The 19,086-nt window shown below is 33.2% G+C and carries 16 protein-coding genes, 1 rRNA gene and 1 riboswitch; of the genes, 8 read left to right on the forward strand and 9 right to left on the reverse strand.

The window, feature by feature from the left end; all coding sequences use genetic code 11:
- Nucleotides 1–8: 8 nt before the first annotated feature.
- Nucleotides 9–124, forward strand: a 5S ribosomal RNA gene (gene rrf, locus FPB0191_RS01455).
- A 623-nt stretch (nt 125–747) separates the two neighbouring features.
- Here rrf and ispB read toward each other — a convergent pair.
- Nucleotides 748–1,725, reverse strand: a complete 978-nt coding sequence (gene ispB, locus FPB0191_RS01460; protein WP_039103479.1) for an octaprenyl diphosphate synthase — start codon at nt 1,723–1,725, stop codon at nt 748–750.
- 197 nt (nt 1,726–1,922) lie between these two features.
- Between ispB and FPB0191_RS01465 the strand changes: the two genes are divergently transcribed.
- Nucleotides 1,923–2,708 (forward strand): TonB family protein, encoded by a 786-nt coding sequence (locus FPB0191_RS01465; protein WP_039103481.1) that lies wholly within the window; start codon nt 1,923–1,925, stop codon nt 2,706–2,708.
- Nucleotides 2,709–2,749: 41 nt separating this feature from the next.
- Here FPB0191_RS01465 and pepP read toward each other — a convergent pair whose 3' ends face one another.
- A complete protein-coding gene (gene pepP, locus FPB0191_RS01470) occupies nt 2,750–4,054 on the reverse strand; it encodes a Xaa-Pro aminopeptidase (RefSeq protein WP_039103483.1) in 1,305 nt (434 codons plus the stop codon).
- Nucleotides 4,055–4,126: 72 nt separating this feature from the next.
- The gene (locus FPB0191_RS01475) at nt 4,127–4,669 is read right to left on the reverse strand and encodes a YecA/YgfB family protein (protein WP_039103484.1); all 543 of its coding nucleotides are present in this window, start codon (nt 4,667–4,669) and stop codon (nt 4,127–4,129) included.
- Between the two features lie 294 nt (nt 4,670–4,963).
- A riboswitch (PreQ1 riboswitch) is annotated at nt 4,964–5,009 on the forward strand.
- Between the two features lie 124 nt (nt 5,010–5,133).
- Here FPB0191_RS01475 and queD point away from each other — a divergent pair.
- Together queD and FPB0191_RS01485 are read left to right on the forward strand one after the other, a co-directional pair.
- Nucleotides 5,134–5,553, forward strand: a complete 420-nt coding sequence (queD, locus tag FPB0191_RS01480) for a 6-carboxytetrahydropterin synthase QueD (RefSeq protein WP_039103486.1) — start codon at nt 5,134–5,136, stop codon at nt 5,551–5,553.
- A gap of 4 nt (nt 5,554–5,557) precedes the next feature.
- Nucleotides 5,558–6,172: a 7-carboxy-7-deazaguanine synthase QueE gene (locus FPB0191_RS01485; protein WP_039103488.1), complete on the forward strand. Its 615-nt coding sequence runs from the start codon at nt 5,558–5,560 to the stop codon at nt 6,170–6,172.
- 18 nt (nt 6,173–6,190) lie between these two features.
- On the opposite strand, the gene radA is transcribed toward FPB0191_RS01485, so the two are convergent.
- The 3 genes from radA to cycA form a co-directional block, all read right to left on the reverse strand.
- A complete protein-coding gene (gene radA / locus FPB0191_RS01490; protein WP_039103489.1) occupies nt 6,191–7,573 on the reverse strand; it encodes a DNA repair protein RadA in 1,383 nt (460 codons plus the stop codon).
- A gap of 80 nt (nt 7,574–7,653) precedes the next feature.
- Nucleotides 7,654–8,631: a phosphoserine phosphatase gene (gene serB, locus FPB0191_RS01495; RefSeq protein WP_039103491.1), complete on the reverse strand. Its 978-nt coding sequence runs from the start codon at nt 8,629–8,631 to the stop codon at nt 7,654–7,656.
- 170 nt (nt 8,632–8,801) lie between these two features.
- A complete protein-coding gene (cycA, locus tag FPB0191_RS01500; RefSeq protein ID WP_039103492.1) occupies nt 8,802–10,205 on the reverse strand; it encodes a D-serine/D-alanine/glycine transporter in 1,404 nt (467 codons plus the stop codon).
- Between the two features lie 184 nt (nt 10,206–10,389).
- On the opposite strand from cycA, the gene mltA reads away from it, so the two are divergent.
- Nucleotides 10,390–11,475 carry a murein transglycosylase A gene (gene mltA / locus FPB0191_RS01505; RefSeq protein ID WP_052236677.1) on the forward strand — a complete coding sequence of 362 codons (1,086 nt, stop codon included), beginning with the start codon at nt 10,390–10,392 and terminating at the stop codon, nt 11,473–11,475.
- Nucleotides 11,476–11,573: 98 nt separating this feature from the next.
- Here the strand turns inward: mltA and metG are convergent, their stop codons facing one another.
- Nucleotides 11,574–13,604, reverse strand: coding sequence for a methionine--tRNA ligase (gene metG, locus FPB0191_RS01510; protein WP_039103494.1), 2,031 nt, complete (start codon nt 13,602–13,604; stop codon nt 11,574–11,576).
- A 198-nt stretch (nt 13,605–13,802) separates the two neighbouring features.
- On the opposite strand from metG, the gene apbC reads away from it, so the two are divergent.
- Nucleotides 13,803–14,888, forward strand: coding sequence for an iron-sulfur cluster carrier protein ApbC (apbC, locus tag FPB0191_RS01515; protein ID WP_039103496.1), 1,086 nt, complete (start codon nt 13,803–13,805; stop codon nt 14,886–14,888).
- 79 nt (nt 14,889–14,967) lie between these two features.
- Here apbC and FPB0191_RS01520 read toward each other — a convergent pair whose 3' ends face one another.
- Both FPB0191_RS01520 and sugE read right to left on the reverse strand, forming a co-directional pair.
- Nucleotides 14,968–15,321, reverse strand: a complete 354-nt coding sequence (locus FPB0191_RS01520) for a DMT family protein (RefSeq protein WP_039103498.1) — start codon at nt 15,319–15,321, stop codon at nt 14,968–14,970.
- Between the two features lie 218 nt (nt 15,322–15,539).
- Complete coding sequence (gene sugE / locus FPB0191_RS01525; protein ID WP_039103499.1) at nt 15,540–15,857, reverse strand: quaternary ammonium compound efflux SMR transporter SugE; 318 nt, start codon at nt 15,855–15,857, stop codon at nt 15,540–15,542.
- 378 nt (nt 15,858–16,235) lie between these two features.
- Here sugE and dcd point away from each other — a divergent pair, with 378 nt between their 5' ends.
- Together dcd and asmA are read left to right on the forward strand one after the other, a co-directional pair.
- Nucleotides 16,236–16,817 (forward strand): dCTP deaminase, encoded by a 582-nt coding sequence (gene dcd, locus FPB0191_RS01530; protein ID WP_039103500.1) that lies wholly within the window; start codon nt 16,236–16,238, stop codon nt 16,815–16,817.
- A gap of 22 nt (nt 16,818–16,839) precedes the next feature.
- Nucleotides 16,840–18,759: an outer membrane assembly protein AsmA gene (gene asmA, locus FPB0191_RS01535; protein ID WP_039103502.1), complete on the forward strand. Its 1,920-nt coding sequence runs from the start codon at nt 16,840–16,842 to the stop codon at nt 18,757–18,759.
- Nucleotides 18,760–19,086 lie beyond the last annotated feature (327 nt).

The following is a 19,086-nucleotide window of genomic DNA, read 5'->3' on the forward strand; positions in this document are numbered from 1 at the left end:
AGGATATGTCTGGCGGCGATGTTGCGGTGGTCCCACCTGACCCATGCCGAACTCAGAAGTGAAACGCCGTGGAGCCGATGGTAGTGTGGGGGTTACCCCATGTGAGAGTAGGTCACCGCCAGACTATAAAATACAGACCTCGTCCGAAAGGATGGGGTTTTTTTATTGCTGTTATATTGTTGTCATTAAACCATATCTATCTTAATTTATAAGACTAAAATTAAGATTAAGATTCTGATTCCTGATTAGTTCATCATAGCCATTAGTCCTTACCCTTTCATAATGTAATACTCCAATACCCACTAACCTTATATTCATTTTAAGTCTAAATCTTACCTTATTATTATCATAAATGATGTCCTCGTACTAATTTATTTATAAATTATAGAAAGTTAATTTTAAATCATCTTATTGGCGTTGCTTTAATATTCAAAATATTTCCCTGCTCTTATTAATATACTTTTGAATAACAATGAAATTGCTTTATTTATTGTTAATTTAGTTTTTACTTCACATCTTTATCAAAAAATATGCGATTTATTTATAATAATTAACAGAATGATGTAATATTTTTAGTATCTAACTGATAATATAGATTATTCAGATAGTTATAATAATGTTAAAAAGTATCAATTAACTAAATATATAAACAGAGATAGTCAGTTATTATCGACTGACTTTATAGAATTATGAATCGAAACTACTTTACGAACTAATTTAGTTCATAAAATAATAGGTTATACATAATTAATAATTACGTTGTACCGATAATAAAGCTATTTGCCTTAGCGCTTCCTTATAAGGTGAATCTGCTAATATATTTAAAGATTCAACCGCTTTTAGTGCTTCTTGTTCGGCAATTTTATACGTATATTCAAGGGAATGGCATTCTTGCATGATGGTTAGTACTTTATCCAACAAATGTCTACCATTTCCTGTTTCAATCGCTGTGCGTATTAATTTTATATCTTCAGGATCCTTAGCGTGATGCATGGCATGTAATAAAGGTAAAGTCGGTTTTCCTTCGTTAAGATCATCACCTAAGTTCTTACCTAATGCATTTGCATCTTCAGTTGAATAGTCAAGCATATCATCAATAATCTGAAAAGCTGTACCAAGATAACGTCCATAATCTTTTAACGCTATTTCAACTTCATCTGTTGCATTACTTATGATTGCAGCAATATGGGAAGAAGCTTCAAATAATTTTGCTGTTTTACGGTAGATAACTTGAAGGTATTGTTCCATTGAAATATCAGGATCATTGCAATTCATTAATTGCTGAACTTCACCTTCAGCAATAATATTTGTAGCCTCTGACATTATTTTTAGAACTCGAATTGATTCAACACTTACCATCATCTGAAAGGAACGAGTATAAATATAATCTCCAACAAGTACACTTGCAGCATTACCAAAAAGCGTATTCGCTGTTGAACGACCTCTCCTTAATATTGATTCATCTACGACATCATCATGCAATAAAGTTGCTGTATGAATAAATTCAATAAATGCTGCGGCTGTAATATGTTTATCATCTTCAGAATCTAAAGCTTTAGCACACAACAGCGCTATAATGGGGCGTATACGTTTACCTCCTCCGTCTATAATATATTTACCCAGTTGATTTATTAGAGCAACGTCAGAAGTTAGTTGCAACATGATTACTTGATCTACTTTCTTTAAATCATCACGTACAAGGTCAATTATTTTTTTCATTGTCATTTTTAGTTCTTTAACTGCCTATCGACATTTTAAAATTTCATTTATTATAATATTATGCGATAAAAGCTTAATTACAACAATATAAGTTGATTAATATATCGGTTTTAAATAAAAAAAAATACTATAAATGATACTTATTTTCATTTAAAATTACCTACCTATTTGTTATTAAAATTGTATTTTACACTGGTTGAGAAATGGATAAAATCTGTAAACCGATAGAAAATAAGAATAATCTCTCTATTGTATTATTAATAGCGACATTTTTACATTTTATCATCATTGTACTTATTCTTATGGGGTCTTTGTTCTCCGAATCAGCGCTTTCATTGGATGGTGATAAATCAATAAAGGCTATGATGATCGATTTTTCTATTATGGCAGCTCCACAGCAATCTTTAGCCCAAAATACCATAAATAATGAAGAGTTACCTACACCTGATGAAACAGAAAAAGCGATAGTTCAAAAAGAAGATAAAGAAAAAGAAGTTGAACCAGATATTATTGTAGAAAATAAAATCAAACAACCAGTTGTTACTCCTAACGAACCAACTTTAGTGATAAAAGAAAAACCTAATAAACCAAAAAAACAATTTCATAAGAAAGTAAACAAACATAAAGTATCTAAGGCTCAAGTCAAACAGGAAATTATGACTGAAAAACGTTCTGATGTATCCACCGCTTCAGCTATATCAGAGAATAACCAATACTCTGAAATGCCAACAGCAATTAGTCGTAGTTTACCAGAATATCCAAGACGAGCCTTAGATATGCGAATAGACGGACATGTGATTGTTATGTTTGATATTGATAATCATGGAAATGTTGATAATATTCGTATTATTGAGGCAAAACCAAATAATATTTTTAACCGTTCAGTTATTCAAGCAATGAAAAGATGGAAATATCCTCCACGTATGAAAAAAGACTTAAAAACAAAAGTAATTTTTAATCGTAATAAATCAGTTAAATTTGACAATTAAGTTAATTAATATTAACTGACTTATTACATTCCATTCTTTTATTAAGAATTCATAAGGGCTTCAATTAATTCGGGCTCTTTAGGAACTTCAGCTGTAAAAACTTCATTACCGTTTGGAGTGATTAAAATATCGTCTTCAATACGAATTCCAATTCCTTTATATTGAACAGGCACATCTGCATCTTTATTAATATATAAACCTGGTTCAACTGTTATAATCATACCAGGCTCTAGAATGCGTTCTCGATAAATTGTTTTATAGTCACCTACATCATGTACATCAATTCCTAGCCAATGGCCTAATCCATGCATATAAAATTGATTATAAGCTTTATTTTCTATTAGCTCATCAACACTACCATGCATAATGCCCAATTTAACTAATCCTTCAACCATGATTCTTATAACAGCATCATTGACTTGTTTAATGGACGTTCCGGGTTTAAATAATTCAATTGCTTTATATTGTGATTTAAGGACAATATCATAAATCTCACGTTGCGCCTGACTGAATTTTCCATTTATCGGGAAAGTTCTTGTAATATCGCCTGCATAATATTCATATTCACAACCAGCATCAATTAGAACTAAATCACCATCTTTTAATTGTTGATCATTATTTTCATAATGCAAAATACATCCATTATTACCACTTCCAACAATAGTATTGTATGACGGATTTCTAGCGCCGTGCATAGCGAATTCATGCAGAATTTCTGATTCTAATTGATATTCATACATATTGGGCTTACATTTTTGCATAGCTCTAATGTGACCAAGTGCACTAATCTTCCCTGCTTTACGCATTAATTCAATTTCCTTTGGAGACTTAAATAAACGTAAATCATGCAATATAGGTCGCCAATCAATTATTGATTGTGGAGCAAAAAGGTTATGTCTTAAACCTTTTCTTAAATTATCCATTAATTGATTAACAATATTGTCAGCATAATCGTAAAGTTGGCTAGCATGATAGATAGCTTGTTTACCACTAACAATTTTAGGTAGTAGCTCTTCGGCTTGGCTAAATGGGTAGGCAACATCAACTTGCAATTGCGACAGTGCTGCTTGTTGACCTAAGCGATAACCTGTCCATATTTCAGCAAGAGTATCTTTGGTACGATTAAACAAAATAGTTTGATGTTTATTGTTAGATTCTTTTATTATAATAAAAATCGCTTCAGGTTCTTTAAAAGATGTTAAGTACCAAAAATCACTATTTTGCCGGTAGGTATAATGAGTATCATTACTTCTTACGACTTCAGGCGCTGCAAAAAAAATAGCAGCACTGTTATCAATCATTTTTGCCAAAAGCTTATTACGGCGCATAATTATATCGTTAATCATTTTTCAACCTATTAATTATTAAATTATTTATTTTCCTGATTTATCTTTATTGGTTTAAGAATTCATTAGTGATTAATGAAGAACTTTTGATGAATAATGATCAGTAAATTCGTCATAACATAAAATGACAGTCATACGGACATATTCTAGAATTTCTTCAAAAGCGAATGCTAACTCTTCTTGATCATCATCTCTATCGTAGCCTAATTGGATAATTTGACGCAGATCATAAATTGCTTCTCCCACATCACCTTTAACTTTCATTAATTGTGGCTGTGCTAATCCTAGACCCAATAAAAAGTGATTAATCCAATCAACCATATCATCAATTTGTTCAAAAAGTCCTTCATCGCGGAGCAATAGCTGAAATTCAAAATTATCATCAGCTAGTTGTTCTTTGATTTGTTCATAAACATGTTCAATTGATGTTGATAATTCACCTGCAAGTGATTGCCCATTATTTAGCATATCATTAAGTAATACTTGCCAGCTTTTATCTTGTATTCCACCCGCAATAATTCCAGTAAGCAATCCATGTAATTCAGAGGCATTAACACCTATTTGTGAGGATTTCAATTCATTATTTAATGAAGAATAGCTTATTTGCTTTGACATAATTGTTCCTATCAATAGTGAAATAATGTGTTTAGTATATCTCTAATTCAATGAATTTGGCACTCATTGAATTCAATCAGCAACATGTTGGGGAAGCATATAATTTACAATAATGAATCGATTTAATGATGTTTAGACATGGCATTATCAGTTTTACTAATTAAATTATTGATAAATACAACTTGATAAAATAAGTTATTTGAATTTAAACAGATTTTGTTTTATTATCCCCTTTGTTATTTAAATGATCACATGTAAAACAATCTTTTACTATTTTATCGTTATAATTTTATTGATATCGTGGTTCGTAATCCATCCCACGTAAAAAAACTAGGAGTTATTGATGTTACAGATCTTACTTATCAAATATTTTAATTCACCTCATTGCATACTGATTAATCCCCATTGTTAATAAAAATTATTTTATTTCTATAATGTAATCTAATTATAAATCCGAGCTTATTATGTATAAAATTGCTAAAGAATTTCAATTTGACGCTTGTCATATGTTGGATGGACACAATGGTAAATGTCATAATTTACATGGACATACTTATCGTTTAATTATCGAAATATCAGCTAACCTCATTGAACAGGGTAGCAGTGCTGATATGGTAATGGATTTCGCTGATATAAAACAAACTGTTAAACAACACGTGATTGATAAACTAGATCATGCATTCCTATATAATCAGCATAATAATAATGAAAGCCAAATTGCTGACCTATTGCAAAAAATGCAACGGAAAACCTTTGCTTTTCCTTGCCGAACAACGGCAGAAGGTATGAGTAAATTTATATTTAACGTTCTCAAGCAATATCTACCGATTTCATCGGTAACGTTATGGGAAACGCCAACTTCTTATTGCCAATATAGTGAGTGATAATATGCCAAATTTTCCGATAGTAGAAATATTTCAGTCGCTACAAGGAGAAGGATATAATACGGGCATGCCAGCAATCTTTATACGTTTTGGCGGTTGTAATTTACGATGCCCTTGGTGTGATACTAACTTTGATAATTTTCAAAAATTATCTTTAACAGCGATACTAACGCGAGTACTCACTTACTCGGCAAAAAATATTATCATTACTGGCGGGGAACCGACATTACAAAAATATTTACCTGAACTTGTCACACGCTTAAAACAGTTAGGATATTATGTTGCCATCGAAACTAATGGTTTAAAATCAGTTTATTCGGAAATTGATTATATTGCGGTAAGTCCTAAATACCATTATTGGCGACGTTATCATGATGCACCTTTAATCAAAGCCGATGAAGTGCGAATTGTTGTTGAAGAAGCAAAAGATATCGCTGAATTTTGCTTGGCAATGGAACAACGCATAGAAGCAAAACGGTATTATCTTTCGCCTTGTGAACAAAATGGCCAAATGGCATTATTGCCAACATTAGAATTATTAGGAAAACTCAATCAAGGAAGACAAAATAATAAATGGCAGTTGAGTATTCAAACGCATAAACTTGCCAATATAGAATGATAATTTTTTACTAATAATTTAGTCTAAATTGGCTAAGATATCTAATGCTTCGGACAACTTTTTAACACCATATACCTTTAAATTATCAGATGTTTTTTTAGGCATGTTACTTATTGGTACAATCGCACGTTTGAAACCGTGTTTAGCTGCTTCGGCAATTCGTTCTTGTCCACTAGGTACAGGACGAATTTCTCCACCTAAGCCTATCTCTCCAAAAATAACTAAGTCTTGTGGTAATGGGCGGTTACGTAAACTAGAAACTAGAGCTGCAACTAAAGCTAAATCGGCACTAGTTTCGTTTACTTTAACGCCACCGACGACATTCACAAAGACATCTTGATCTGCCATATGTAAGCCACCATGACGATGTAAAACAGCCAGTAATAATGCTAATCGATTTTGCTCTAATCCAACAGTTACACGCCTTGGGTTTCCAAAATGAGACTGATCGACTAATGCTTGTATTTCGACGAGTAAAGGACGAGTACCTTCCCAAATTACCATAACCGAGCTACCAGAGGACATTTCTTCCCCTCGCGTAAGAAAAATAGCTGATGGATTACTTACTTCTTTTAAGCCTTGTTCAGTCATGGCAAACACACCGAGTTCATTTACTGCACCAAAGCGGTTTTTATGACTACGTAAAGTTCTAAAACGTGAATCAGAATCACCATCCAGTAATATTGAACAATCAATACAGTGCTCAAGTACTTTTGGTCCAGCCAGTGAACCGTCCTTTGTAACATGCCCTACCATGATAATTGCAATTCCTTTGGTTTTTGCAAAACGTGTTAAGTATGCAGCCGTTTCACGAACTTGGGCGACACTTCCTGGTGAGGATTGAATATCAGCCATATGCATAACTTGAATTGAATCAATTACCATAAGCCGAGGTTGTTCTTGTTCAGCTAACAAACAAATTTGCTCTATGCTTGTTTCGGAAAGCATATTTATATTATCGGTAGGTAAACCCAAACGATGAGCACGCATTGCAACTTGTTGCAAAGACTCTTCACCCGTAACATACAATGTTTTCATACTACTAGAAAGGCGACACATCGTTTGTAATAATAATGTACTTTTGCCAGCTCCGGGATTACCCCCGATTAATATTGCGCTACCGGGGACAACACCGCCACCAAGTACGCGATCAAATTCTGAAAAACCAGTTGAAAAGCGGGGTAACTCTTCTAAACTTATCTCGACTAATTTTTGTATTTTGCTCTGACCAACACCACCAGCATAACCGCTAAATCGGTCATTAGTGCGTGCATTTGCCGCAGCAAGTCTAATTTCGGTAATTGTATTCCAAGCGTGGCATTCACTACATTGACCTTGCCAGCGTAAGTAATCAGCACCACATTCATTACAGACATAAGCGCGTTTTACAGCCTTTGCCAAATTTATACTCCTAAACTTAATTTATAAATAACGCTGATTTAAGTTAACAATACATATTATTAATTTCATAACATCATTATCTAACCTTGACTATCAATACTGGCTGATAAAATACACATCAATCCTGTTAGATCAGCATAATTAATACTATTCTTAGCTTTTTGGATTACTTTAGGTTTGCCATGATAAGCAACACCTAATCCTGCTATACGAATCATCATTAAATCATTAGCACCGTCTCCAATAGCCACAGTCTGTTCTATTGGTATATTGAATTGTTGAGCTAGATTTTGTAGCATCTTTGCTTTGAATCTTGCATCAACAATCTGACCTTTTACTTTACCCGTTAGTTTCTGTTGATTATTAATTACCAATTCATTTGCATAGACTTCTGCCAATTTTAATTTGCTTTTTAAATGTTCTGCAAAATAGGTAAATCCACCAGACACAATTGCGATCTTCCAATTTCGTTTATGCAACTCTTTGATTAAAAATGTCAATCCAGATGTTAATGGCAATTTGTTTTTAATGGATTCTAATATCGCCACATCGGCACCTTTTAATGTTGCGACACGTTTTCTTAAGCTAGTAGCAAAATCTATTTCACCTCGCATTGCTTGTTCTGTGATTTTGGAGACTAAATCACCTGAACCATGCTGCTTGGCAATTTCATCAATACACTCTATCTTTATAGCGGTTGAATCCATATCCATTACTAACAAACCTTCAGATCGAAGAGAGGGTAGATGATTAATACTTGCCACATCAATACCTAATTCATTAGCAATAGTTTGTGCTTTTTTCGGCATGACGCCAGCAATACGTATAACTTGGTAATTTTTGACCTGCCATGAAGACACAATAACAATTGGCATAGCTAGTTTATTTTGAAACTTAGAAACAAGAGTCTTATTTAACTTACGACCATAAATAATCCACCCAGTTTTGCCAGCATTGTAATCTAATGGCATGATTTCACAGCCATTTAATGATAATGGCAGTGCTTGCCAATTTTTAATATTTTCGGGTAAATCGTTAAAAGTTAATGTATAGGCCATAATGTATTTAACAAGTCAATTAGTTTTTATAGTCAATTAATTTATCATAACATAAGCCATGAAAGTGCGTTACAAAAAGATAAATATAAAAAACAAAACCGCCAAACTATGGCGGTTATGTGTTTGTAAAGAGTACATTGAGATAAATAGGCAACTGTACCGATAAAGGATTAATTTGTTTGTTTTGTCTTACCAATTGCTCTATGAATGCCATAACTTATCGCTAAAATTAAAAACCAGATTGGCGTTGCTAATAGTGCTTGTCGAGTATCGTTCTCGAAAGTTAATAAAACAATAACAAATGCAAAGAAAGCTAAGCAGATAAAACACATCATAATGCCACCTGGCATTTTAAATAATGATTGTTGATGAAGTTGCTGACGTTTTTTACGATATTGGATATAAGATAATAAAATTATTGACCATATAAACATAAATAAAATGGCGGATATTGTCGTTACAATCGTAAAAGCTGTCATAACATCAGGGACTAAGTAAATTAAAACAACCCCACTCAATAAGCAGAGGCAAGAGAACATTAATCCATTTGCGGGTACAAATCGCCTTGAAAGCCGTCCAAAAATTGAAGGTGCATCATTTTTTCGGGCCAATCCAAATAGCATACGACTTGTAGAGTAGATACCACTATTTGCTGAAGATGCGGCAGATGTAAGAACAACAAAATTGATCAAACTGGCAGCAGCAGGTAATCCAATTAATGTAAACAATTCAACAAACGGGCTTTTATTTGCTGAAATAAAAACCCAAGGTGTAACTGTCATGATAATAATTAATGCAAACACATAAAAGAAAATAATGCGTAATGGGACAGAATTGATCGCACGAGGCAGATTTTTAGTTGGGTCTTGAGTTTCTGCAGCTGTGGTGCCAACTAACTCAATACCGACAAAGGCGAAAATTGCAATCTGGAAACCAGCAAAGAATCCCATCATGCCATTAGGGAAAAGACCGCCATATTGCCAAAGATTGCTCAAAGCTGCGGATGTATTGGTTTGTTCAGAATGATAGGATGTCAGTAATAAAATAATACCCACAACAATTAATGCTAAAATTGCGATGATTTTTATCATCGAAAACCAAAATTCAGTTTCACCAAACATTTTTACCGTCAGTAGATTAAGTGATAACAGGACAAAAATACAGATCAACATTGGTATCCATGCCTCTAAAGTTGGAAACCAATGCTGTGCATATCCAGCAATCGCTACAACATCAGCGATTCCAGTAATCACCCAACAAAACCAATAAGTCCAACCTGTAAAAAAGCCAGCCCATGGCCCTAACAAATCTGCTGCGAAATCACTAAACGATTTGTAATTTAAATTAGATAATAAGATCTCACCCATTGCTCGCATCACAAAGAATAGGATAAATCCAATAATCATATAGACAAAAATAATAGATGGACCTGCTAAACTAATCGTTTTGCCTGATCCCATAAATAACCCTGTTCCGATAGCACCACTAATTGCAATCAATTGTATATGGCGATTAGATAGATTGCGTTTAAGTTTCTTTTCTTGTGAAGACCCAGTATTATTAATGGAATTCATGGTATCTTTTTTCCTTAGTTAATGGTTTCATTGATTAACAGCCTTGAAATATTAAAGATAATAAATCTCTATTTCAATGTTTTTCTAAGATATTATTAAAATTTTTAAGGGTATATTCAAAAATATAATATTATGAATTGTATTATAAGGTTATCAATTATTTAGGCGAGACAGTGAGGTGTTAATGGGGATAGGAAAGACATTAAACAATATAAATAAACTGGCGGTGAAATACATATTCTTCATTGTATTATTATCAGCATGTCACTATCAACCAACCCAACAAGGGCAGCAATATACCGATGGTAAATTATCTAAATTATATAATTTAACTTACCCTCAATTAGGTAGACCGGTTAATATTGATAGTTATTTAGAACAGGTTAAGCTCATTGAACAGTATTCACCTCAACTATTTCAAAAAAACAAAGTAATCTATGATGGAATTAATCAATGGATTATAAGAGGCTTAACAACAAATCAACTTAATTTGGTCGGATTGAACAGTTATCAATTACAGGGCCAAGATAAATGGGGCAATGTCCTTTTAACAGGATATTATACACCAATTATGAAAGCGCGTCGTAAGCCTCAAGCTCAATACCATTATCCTTTATATGCAAAACCCATCAATTTTTCGAAACAATTACCTTCTCGATTAGAAATATATGAAGGGGCATTGGATGGGCAAAAACTTGAAATAGCTTATACCGATTCATTAATAGATAATTTCATTATGGAAGTACAAGGTAGTGGATATATTGATTTTGAGGATGGCTTTCCACCCATTTTCTTTAGCTATAATGGTAAAAATGGGCATCCCTATAAAAGTATTGGTCGGTTATTAATTGAACAAGGTGAAATCGATCGTCACAAAATATCAATTCAGGCTATCAAGGCTTGGGCAGAGAAACAAGATGAACAAGTTGTTAAGAATTTATTGATCAAAAATGCCTCAGCTGTTTTTTTTGAACCACAAGGTAATGCATTGGTGAGTGGTTCTACTGGAGTTCCATTAATTGCGCAAGCATCGGTTGCATCAGATCAAACAATTGTGCCGGCAGGTTCTGTATTACTTGTGGATACCCCTTTATTGGATGACAAAGGAGTATATCGTGGACAGAGAGAATTAAGATTAATGATTGCTTTGGATATTGGTGGTGCGATTAGAAGACAACACCTAGATATGTATCAAGGCATAGGTGAACAAGCGGGAAATCTGGCTGGTTACTATAATCACTATGGTCGAGTATGGTTAATTACACCCTAAAAATAATTAACTGCTAATTCCATAATTATATAAGAAAAGGGAATCTTGCATGATTCCCTTTTAAAAGCTATATGTTTAGTTAGTGTAATCTAATTTAATTAGCTAATTTTCATACCAGGTTTAGCACCACAATCAGGAGATAATAGATATAAACCATCATCATCTTGTTTACCGCTAGCACATAGTACCATTCCTTGTGATATACCAAACCGCATTTTACGTGGTGCAAGATTGGCAACCATAACAGTTAATTTTCCTTCAAGTTGTTTTGGATCTGGATAGGCACTACGAATTCCAGAAAATACATTACGAACCTCACCACCTAAGTCTAGTGTTAGTTGTAATAATTTATCAGAACCTTCGACCAAATTAGCTTCTTTGATTAATGCAACACGCAAATCAATTTTGGCAAAATCATCAAAATTGATTGTTTCTGCAATAGGTTGTTGCTCAATAGTACTAGCTGGTTGAGTCGGGGTATTTAATAGTGATTTAGTTTCATCAATCATTTGTTCAATATTCGTCATTTCAATACGAGTAAATAATGCTTTAAATTTATTAATACTATGATTTATTAATGGTTGACCAATAGTATCCCATTCTAAGGTTGTGTTTAAGAAAGATTCGCTGCGTTGACTTAACGCCGGGATTACTGGTGTAAGGTAAGTCATAAGAATACGGAAGAAATTAATTCCCAAAGAACAGATATCTTGTAATAACTGATCTTGGCCTTCTTGCTTAGCTACAATCCAAGGCGCTTTTTCGTCAATAAAACGATTTGCTTCATCGGCCAAGGCCATAATTTCTCGTATGGCTTTACCTAATTCTCTTGCTTCAAAATATTCACCAATAATAACGCTTTTTTGACAAAATAGATCATACAAGTCTTGGTCTAAAACAGTTTGAGATAATTTACCATCGAAACGCTTATTGATGAAACCGGCACAACGTGAAGCTATGTTTACGACTTTATTGACTATATCACTATTAACGCGTTGTACAAAATCTTCAAGATTAAGATCGATATCATCAATTGCTGCTGATGATTTAGCCGCATAATAGTAGCGTAAGCAATCAGGGTCGAGATATTTTAGATAAGTATTCGCTTGAATGAATGTACCTCTTGATTTGGACATTTTCGCGCCATCAACAGTAACATAACCATGAACAAATATATTGCTAGGCTTACGATATTGGCTACCTTCAAGCATTGCAGGCCAAAATAAACTATGGAAATAAACAATGTCTTTGCCGATAAAGTGATACAATTCAGTGGTGGAGTCTTTTTGCCAAAAATCATTAAAAGAAACATGAGGCGTTCGATCGCAATAATTTTTAAAAGATCCCATATAGCCAATTGGTGCATCCAACCAAACATAAAAGTACTTACCTGGAGCATCAGGAATTTCAAAACCAAAATAGGGTGCATCACGACTAATGTCCCAAGGTTGTAAACCTGATTCAAACCATTCTTGCATTTTATTAGCAACTTGTGCTTGTAAAGAACCAGAACGAATCCAATCTTGCAACATAGCTTTAAACTCTGGCAAATCGAAGAAATAATGCTCGGAATCTTTTATAATTGGTGTCGCACCAGAAATAACAGATTTAGGATTAATTAAATCAATTGGACTATAAGTTGCACTACATACCTCGCAGTTATCACCATATTGATCAGGCGATTTACATTTAGGGCAGGTACCTTTAACAAAACGGTCAGGTAAAAACATCTGTTTTTCAGGATCATACAGTTGTGAAATGACCTTAGTTCTAATGTAACCATTATTTTTTAACCGATCATAAATCAGTTCAGATAGTTCACGGTTTTCAGGACTATGTGTTGAATGATAATTATCAAAACTAATATTAAAACCTGTAAAATCATGGAGGTGTTCATGCTTAACTTGATCAATTAACTGCTCAGGCGTAATACCTAATTGTTCCGCTTTAAGCATAATTGGTGTGCCATGTGCATCATCAGCACAAATAAAATAGATTTCATGACCACGCATGCGTTGATAACGAACCCATACGTCGGCTTGAATATGCTCAAGCATATGACCTAAATGAATTGAGCCATTTGCATAAGGCAGGGCACACGTTACCAGAATTCTACGTTTGTCAGTCATCTTTGATACCTTTTGATTTTTTGTTGCTTCAGGATTATATATTAAGGATATTGATATTATGCTCCGCTCAATATTCCTGCAAGAGATATTTGAGCAAATAATCTGTAAATACTACAACAAACATAGGATTATCGCTAGATTTGTGCCATAATTTGCACTAATAAAATCATAAATAGTTTGATTATCAGGTTAGTTACTATGTCTGTTATCGATATTTCTCCCATTAAATCAATCTTATCTGAATTTACCCATCCCACATTAGCTAAGAATTTGCTTGAACTTAATGCTATAAAAAAATGTAGTTGGGAAGAAAATGAATTAATTATTAAATTAGTAATGCCTTTTCCATGGCAGACTGCATTTGATGTGTTACAACAAGAAACGACCGACAAAATCCTAAAACAGACTCATGCTAAAGCAATTCGTTGGTCTATTAATTATGACATTGCAACATTAAAACGGGCTAATGAACAGCAAGCAATAAAAAATGTCAAAAATATAATTGCAATCAGTTCAGGAAAAGGGGGTGTGGGTAAATCTTCCACAGCGGTCAACTTGGCGCTAGCTTTACAACAAGAAGGGGCAAAAGTTGGTTTACTTGATGCTGATATCTATGGTCCTTCCATACCTACAATGTTAGGGACAGTCGATCAGCATCCTCTCACACCAGATAATCAGCACATGACACCTATTATGGCATATGGTTTAGCTACGAATTCAATCGGTTATTTAGTTGAACAAGGTAATGCTATGGTATGGCGTGGACCAATGGCAAGTAAAGCTCTATTACAAATGCTTAATGATACTTTATGGCCTGAACTAGATTACTTAGTCATTGATATGCCACCCGGTACAGGTGATATCCAACTTACTTTAGCCCAAAGCATACCAGTAACAGCCAGTGTGATTGTTACAACACCACAAGATATTGCATTAATTGATGCACAAAAAGGGATCGCGATGTTTAATAAAGTTAATATTCCTACACTGGGTATTATTGAAAACATGAGTTATCACATTTGTGAGAATTGTGGTCATCACGAGACAATTTTTGGAGAAAATGGTGCTCAAGAATTAGCCCAACAGTATCATACTTCATTGCTGGGTCAAATCCCTTTACACCGATCATTACGACAAGACTTAGATCAAGGACAACCAACGGTTATTAAACAGCCGGATAGTGAATTTGCTAATTTATATCGTCAAGTTGCTGATCGAATTGCTTCAGCCCTTTATTTTCAAGGGAAAGTCATCCTTCCCGATATTTCAATTCGAACGATATAATCAAATTTTTCTCATGCCATAGCATTGTAATTTAAACCAATGCTATTGCTCATTATTCAATTTGAGAAAAGCTCAGTAATTAATTAAAAATCTTGTCTCTAAACATAAAAAATACAGCCCCTAACAAGCATAGCCCTGCCCAAATATAATCCATTTTAAATGGTTCTTTTAATATAAGAAGTGAGAAAGGGATAAAAATGCTCAAACTTAAGACTTCTTGGATGATTTTTAACTGCCCAGCAGTTGCCACTTCATAACCAATGCGGTTAGCGGGTACTTGTAATAGGTACTCAAATAATGCGATACCCCAACTAACTAATGCTGCTACAATCCAAGTTTTATTATTTAAATATTTCAAATGACCGTACCAAGCAAAAGTCATAAACATATTACTTAAGGTCAACATACCAATGGTTATATAAATAGGATTCATGACAAAAATGCTTGGAAAAGAAATTAATTTATCAATCAATCACTATAGTGCAACCTAAACCAACATACAATCAAACATCATATTAACGTGCTGATTTTTAACTTAATATTCACTATTATTTGAATTTTCAATATGTTAATTTTTGCGCTAATTGATTTATATTTGATTCAGCCAATCGTTATAAATTCTAATAACTGCTCATCAAGTTATTACTTTTATTATGAAGTTAATTTCAACCCGATAATACCGATTACAATTAAAATCAAGCAGATCAGGCGGATTGGGTTAATAGATTCATTGAATATCAGAATACCTAATGCGGTTGCACCTAACGTGCCGATACTAGTCCATACAGCATAAGCGGTACCCATCGGTAAATTTTTCATGGCTTGTGAGAGTAATAAAAAACTACAAGACATAGTAATTAGTGTAATAATGCTTGGAATCAAACGAGTAAAACCTTCACTATATTTCAAGCAAATAACCCAAATCACTTCAAAAATACCTGCAATAATTAAATATACCCAAGCTACCATGACACTTATTCCTTCCTTAATCGGCTTAGAATATTAACATTTTTTAAATGAATTGTCCTACCTAATAGCAATAACTAGTTTACTTAATATTGAGTAATGATGTCATTTATAAGTCTTAATGATTAAAAACCTAAACGGTTTAATTGTTCAAGTAACACATTGAAATATATGTACTTTTCATCAATAAAGATGTATAACTAATAAAAAGTGATGAATTTATCATAGCGATCAATTGAATTTATTAAAATAATTAACTCAAAATCAAACTTAATACTTAGGAAAGCATTTTAAATACTAAGCTCAGAATCTATTTATCAAACAAGCAATCACCTGTTAGAATACAAAGAATTATAGAAACTATTGCTTGGAGTAAAGCAAATGAGATTATGTGATCGTGATATCGAAGCATATTTAGCTGAAGGAACGCTGAAAATTAGCCCGGAACCACAACCTAATAGTATTAATGGTGCAACGGTTGATGTTAGATTGGGGAATCAATTCCGAACTTTCCGAGAACATACTGCACCTTTCATTGATTTGAGCGGTCCTAAAGAGGACGTCTCATTAGCACTTGAACGTGTCATGGGTGAAGAAATAATTCTAGCGGATGGAGAGGCTTTTTATTTACATCCCGGTGAGTTGGCATTAGCTGTGACCTTAGAATCTGTATCAATTCCTGATACCTTAGTAGGTTGGTTAGATGGTCGCTCATCACTTGCACGTCTTGGTTTAATGGTGCATGTAACGGCTCATCGAATAGATCCCGGTTGGGAAGGGCAAATCGTATTAGAATTTTATAATTCGGGTAAATTACCTTTAGCTTTAAGACCCGGAATGACGATTGGTGCGCTAAGTTTTGAAATCTTAACAGGTCCAGCAGCAAGACCATATAACCGTCGTCGAGATGCTAAATATAAAGGTCAACAAGGTGCGGTTGCCAGTCGAATAGACAAAGATTAAGTAAGAGAAAGAGGGTGTGGATATGATCAAAAAGATATTGTTGACGTTATTAATCTTAATAATTCTTGCTGTTGCAGGTATTATAGCTTTAGTGGTTTTTGTTAATCCGAATCATTTTAAAGGATTCATCTCTGAAACTGTAAAAGATAAAACAGGTTATGAATTAACCATTGATGGTGATTTACGTTGGCATATATGGCCACAGATCAGCATACTTACAGATTCCGTTAAACTTGAAGATGAAGGGGCAAAAAAACCATTATTAACGGCTGATAATATGCGTCTTGATGTTGAATTATTCCCTTTATTCTCTAAACAACTTGCAGTTAAAAATGTACTGGTAAAATCAGCAATTATTAATATTTCTGATGAAAGTAAAGGTCAAGTTGCCAAAAAAAGCAAACCAACTACGACAGTTAACCAAAATAAAACTGAACAAAATCAGAATGCAAAATCTAAGTGGTCATTTACATTAAATAAACTCGAAATAGCAGATAGTACCGTTGTTTATCAACAAGGTAAAGATTTCATCAATTTTAGAGATATCAATATTAAGATTGAACAAAATGGCGATAAAAATGTTGCATTAGATTTAAGTGGTAGTGTTAATCGTGATCAACAAGATTTTATATATTCATTAAATGCTAATGTTGATTTGACCCATTTCCCGGATAACGCTAAATTAGATTTACATAAATTGGATTATGTCTATAAAGGTGTTGGTGTTCCTGCACAGCAACTAAAAGGGCAAATAAGTGCAAAATTTGATTATCAAAAATCACCGATGATTTTAAGTAGCGATAATTTCGTTTTGACAGTTAATGACAATAAAATAACCGGTAAAATAAAAGCAAATCTTGATAAAAAACCAAATATTGAAGGCTCATTTGCATCAGATAAAATAGATCTAACTTCTTTCTTATCATCAAGTAATTCCAGTAATGATAAAAATAACTCTCGCCAAGCCACTCAAAAACAACCTGTTGTTTCCAGTGCTCGGACTAAAGGTAATGAACTGGCATTTTTAAACAGTTTCGATGCTAATTTTGTTTATAAAATTAAAGAAATAGTCATTAACAAGTTGGCTTTAAATAATTTTGTAATTAATGCGCAAAATAAAAATGGTGTGGCAAATATTAATAATGTTGATCTTGATGTAGCTAATGGACATATTAATGCTAATGGTATTGCCAATGGTAAACTTCCAACAGCATCAATCAAATTGGCGACTAAAATTGCGAATATTGATTTAGGTAGTTTATTTCGTCAATTGGAGATTGTGAATGACTTTAAAGGTCAGTTCAACGCCAATGGAAATATTACTGCTGATACGATTAATCCGGAGAAAATTATTACTTCTCTAACGGGTAATTTAGATATAGTTGTGAATAATGCCAGACTTGATAATCTGAATATCCAACAGATCGTGCAAAGTGCAATCGCTAGCTATTACAAAAAAGCCATAACAACCGAAGATTATCAAAAATACACTGAATTAAATGAAGTAAGTGCTTATGCTAATCTTAGCAATGGCGATATGAATATTTCTTCGCTTAAAGCATCATCGGCTACGTTAGATCTTGATGGTAATGGACGAGTTGGCTTAGCTAAGCGTGATTTAGATATAATGTTAGAGGCTAAAATTCTTAGTGGTTGGAATCAAGATAGTAAAACTATTCAAAAATTACAAAACGTTACAATTCCATTACGTATTTATGGTAATTTTAATGAATTACATTATCAAATTAAGCCGGAACAACTGATCAATGCTTTACTAAGTGATAAATTACAAAATGAACTTGGTAAGTTTAAGGATCGTCTCAAAAATGCAACACAAAATAATGATAACGGTGATGCGAGAGATGATAACTCAGGTGATAATAAACAAAAAATCAAAGAGTTATTTGGCGATTTTATTAATAAGCATAAAGATAAAAAATAGTTATTCAGTTTAAATCAAGAAATTACTGCTAAAGCGCCATCTATGAATATAGATGGCTTTTTTATTTTTTAGAAAACGAATTTAAAAGTTAACAATTGTTATTTTAAATAACAGAATATTAATAATAAGTTGTATTTATGCAAATGTATTATGTTGTTAATTATTCAATATTTAATTTCATTAAAAATACATTATTTTCTTGTATAAATGAGCAAGTTAACCCCTATTTCGAACTGATTTTATTTCACTTAGTAACTGCATAATTGGTTAAATTTATGATATAATTCTATATTATTTTTGTTTAATTTTATCAAGAGAGAAAGTGGT

This window comes from Frischella perrara (genome assembly GCF_000807275.1).
Lineage (GTDB): Bacteria > Pseudomonadota > Gammaproteobacteria > Enterobacterales > Orbaceae > Frischella > Frischella perrara.

Coding starts and splice junctions, on each gene's coding strand:
- ispB (WP_039103479.1), bottom strand. CDS start 1,725: ATGACAATGAAAAAAATAATTGACCTTGTACGTGATGATTTAAAGAAA.
- FPB0191_RS01465 (WP_039103481.1), top strand. CDS start 1,923: ATGGATAAAATCTGTAAACCGATAGAAAATAAGAATAATCTCTCTATT.
- pepP (WP_039103483.1), bottom strand. CDS start 4,054: ATGATTAACGATATAATTATGCGCCGTAATAAGCTTTTGGCAAAAATG.
- FPB0191_RS01475 (WP_039103484.1), bottom strand. CDS start 4,669: ATGTCAAAGCAAATAAGCTATTCTTCATTAAATAATGAATTGAAATCC.
- queD (WP_039103486.1), top strand. CDS start 5,134: ATGTATAAAATTGCTAAAGAATTTCAATTTGACGCTTGTCATATGTTG.
- FPB0191_RS01485 (WP_039103488.1), top strand. CDS start 5,558: ATGCCAAATTTTCCGATAGTAGAAATATTTCAGTCGCTACAAGGAGAA.
- serB (WP_039103491.1), bottom strand. CDS start 8,631: ATGGCCTATACATTAACTTTTAACGATTTACCCGAAAATATTAAAAAT.
- cycA (WP_039103492.1), bottom strand. CDS start 10,205: ATGAATTCCATTAATAATACTGGGTCTTCACAAGAAAAGAAACTTAAA.
- mltA (WP_052236677.1), top strand. CDS start 10,390: ATGGGGATAGGAAAGACATTAAACAATATAAATAAACTGGCGGTGAAA.
- metG (WP_039103494.1), bottom strand. CDS start 13,604: ATGACTGACAAACGTAGAATTCTGGTAACGTGTGCCCTGCCTTATGCA.
- apbC (WP_039103496.1), top strand. CDS start 13,803: ATGTCTGTTATCGATATTTCTCCCATTAAATCAATCTTATCTGAATTT.
- FPB0191_RS01520 (WP_039103498.1), bottom strand. CDS start 15,321: ATGAATCCTATTTATATAACCATTGGTATGTTGACCTTAAGTAATATG.
- sugE (WP_039103499.1), bottom strand. CDS start 15,857: ATGGTAGCTTGGGTATATTTAATTATTGCAGGTATTTTTGAAGTGATT.
- dcd (WP_039103500.1), top strand. CDS start 16,236: ATGAGATTATGTGATCGTGATATCGAAGCATATTTAGCTGAAGGAACG.
- asmA (WP_039103502.1), top strand. CDS start 16,840: ATGATCAAAAAGATATTGTTGACGTTATTAATCTTAATAATTCTTGCT.